This is a genomic window from Bradyrhizobium sp. (assembly GCF_035701725.1).
In the GTDB taxonomy this organism is placed as follows: domain Bacteria; phylum Pseudomonadota; class Alphaproteobacteria; order Rhizobiales; family Xanthobacteraceae; genus Bradyrhizobium.
Genome location: NZ_DASSRP010000182.1, coordinates 1 through 3,114 on the forward strand (window position 1 = coordinate 1; position 3,114 = coordinate 3,114).

The window sequence follows — 3,114 nt, forward strand, 5'->3', positions numbered from 1 at the left end:
GTCTTGATCGTCTCTTCGTCGCCGTAGATCCTCTTCAAGGTCTCCTTCAGCGGCTTGGCGTCCTGCTTGCTCAGATAAGCGTCGACCGTCTGGCCGATGCGCTTGCCCAGACCCGCACAGGCCCAGCCGAGATGGGTTTCGAGGATCTGCCCGACGTTCATGCGCGAAGGCACGCCGAGCGGATTGAGCACGATGTCGGCATGGGTGCCGTCTTCGAGGAACGGCATGTCCTCGATCGGCACGATCTTGGACACCACACCCTTGTTGCCGTGGCGGCCGGCCATCTTGTCGCCCGGCTGGATCTTGCGCTTAACCGCGACGAAGACCTTGACCATCTTCATCACGCCGGGCGGCAACTCGTCGCCACGCTGCAGCTTTTCGACCTTGTCGAGGAAGCGCTGTTCAAGCCCCTTCTTCGACTCGTCGTACTGCTTCCGCATGGCCTCGATTTCGGCCATCAGCTTGTCGTTGGGCGAGGCAAACATCCACCACTGCGACCGCGGATGCTCTTCGAGCACGGCACGCGTGATCTTGGTGTCCTTCTTGAAGCCCTTGGGACCGGCGATGCCCTGGCGGTTTTCCAGAAGCTCCGCCAGACGGCTGTAAACGTTGCGGTCGAGGATCGCCTGTTCGTCGTCACGGTCCTTGGCCAGACGCTCGATCTCTTCCCGCTCGATCGCCAGCGCACGCTCGTCCTTGTCGACGCCGTGACGGTTGAAGACGCGGACTTCCACGATCGTGCCCTGCACGCCCGGAGGCACGCGCAGCGACGTATCGCGGACGTCGGACGCCTTTTCGCCGAAGATGGCGCGCAGGAGCTTTTCTTCCGGCGTCATCGGGCTCTCGCCCTTCGGCGTGATCTTGCCGACCAGGATGTCGCCGGCACGAACTTCGGCGCCGATATAGACGATGCCGGCTTCGTCGAGGTTCTTCAGCGCTTCTTCCGAAACGTTCGGAATGTCGCGGGTGATTTCCTCAGGGCCGAGCTTGGTGTCGCGGGCCATCACCTCGAACTCCTCGATATGGATCGAGGTGAAGACGTCGTCCTTCACGATCCGCTCGGAGAGCAGGATCGAGTCTTCGAAGTTGTAACCGTTCCACGGCATGAACGCGACCAGCACGTTGCGGCCGAGCGCGAGCTCGCCGAGATCGGTCGAGGGACCGTCGGCAATGATGTCGCCCTTCTTGACGACGTCACCGACCTTCACCAGCGGACGCTGATTGATGCAGGTCGACTGGTTGGAACGCTGGTACTTCATCAGGCGATAGATATCGACGCCCGACTTGGTCGGATCGAGATCTTCGGTGGCGCGGATCACGATACGGGTGGCGTCGATCTGGTCGATCACGCCGGTGCGGCGGGCGGCGATCGCAGCACCCGAGTCGCGCGCGACCACGCCTTCCATGCCGGTGCCGACGAACGGCGCCTCGGCGCGCACCAGCGGCACGGCCTGACGCTGCATGTTCGAGCCCATCAGCGCGCGGTTGGCGTCGTCGTTCTCGAGGAACGGGATCAGCGCCGCGGCGACCGAAACCAGCTGCTTCGGCGACACGTCCATGTAGTCGACCTTGTCCGGCGCGAGCATGACGTTTTCACCGGCGTGGCGGCAAACCACGAGATCGTCGGTGAAGCGGCCGCGGTTATCGAGCGCGACGTTGGCCTGGGCCACGTGATGGCGGCCCTCTTCCATCGCCGAGAGATAGACCACCTCATCGGTGACGCGGCCGTCCTTCACCTTGCGATAGGGCGTTTCGACGAAGCCGTATTTGTTGACGCGCGCGAACGTCGCCAGCGAATTGATCAGACCGATGTTCGGACCTTCCGGCGTCTCAATGGGGCAGATCCGGCCGTAATGCGTCGGATGCACGTCGCGCACCTCGAAGCCGGCGCGCTCGCGGGTCAGACCGCCCGGGCCAAGCGCCGACAGGCGCCGCTTGTGGGTGATCTCCGACAGCGGGTTGGTCTGGTCCATGAACTGCGAGAGCTGCGAAGAGCCGAAGAACTCGCGCACGGCGGCAGCCGCCGGCTTCGCGTTGATCAGGTCCTGCGGCATCACGGTGTCGATATCGACACTCGACATGCGCTCCTTGATCGCGCGCTCCATACGCAAGAGGCCGATGCGGTACTGGTTCTCCATGAGCTCGCCGACCGAGCGCACACGGCGGTTGCCGAGATGATCGATGTCGTCGATCTCGCCCTTGCCGTCGCGCAGGTCCACCAGCGTCTTGATGACGGCGAGGATGTCTTCCTTGCGCAGCGTGCGATGGGTGTCGGGCGCATCGAGCTCGAGGCGCATGTTCATCTTGACGCGGCCGACCGCGGAGAGGTCGTAGCGCTCGGAATCGAAGAACAGCGACTGGAACATGGCCTGCGCGGAGTCGAGCGTCGGCGGCTCGCCCGGGCGCATCACGCGATAGATGTCGAACAACGCGTCTTCGCGCGTCATGTTCTTGTCGGCATGCAGCGTGTTGCGGATGTAGCCACCGACATTGACGTGGTCGATGTCGAGCAGCGGCAGCTCCTTGTAGCCCTGCTCGTTGAGGGCCTTCAGCAGCTTCTCGGTGATCTCCTCGCCGGCTTCGGCATAGATCTCGCCGGTCTTCGGGTTGACGAGGTCCTCGGCGAGGTAGTTGCCGACCAGCTCCTCATCCGACATGCGCAGCGCCTTCAGCCCCTTCTCCTGGAGCTGGCGGGCGGCACGGACGGTGAGCTTCTTGCCGGCCTCGAGCACGACCTTGCCGGTGTCGGCGTCGATCAGGTCGTTGACGGTGGAGTAGCCGCGGAAGCGGTTGGCGTCGAACGGCACGCGCCAGCCTTCCTTGGCGCGCTTGTAGATGATCTTCTTGTAGAAGGTCGACAGGATGGTCTCGCCGTCGAGACCGAGCGCGAACATCAGCGACGTCACCGGAATCTTGCGGCGGCGGTCGATGCGCGCGAACACGATGTCCTTGGCGTCGAACTCGATGTCGAGCCAGGAGCCGCGATACGGGATGACGCGGGCAGCGAACAGGAGCTTGCCCGAGGAGTGGGTCTTGCCCTTGTCGTGATCGAAGAACACGCCCGGCGAGCGATGCATCTGCGAGACGATGACGCGCTCGGTGCCGTTGACGATG

The 3,114-nt window shown here is 63.7% G+C and carries 1 protein-coding gene; it reads right to left on the reverse strand.

Annotated features, from left to right (window positions below):
• Positions 1-3,114, reverse strand: a 3,114-nt coding sequence (rpoB, locus tag VFL62_RS10840; RefSeq protein WP_325172373.1) for a DNA-directed RNA polymerase subunit beta, incomplete at both ends; no start/stop codon positions are given.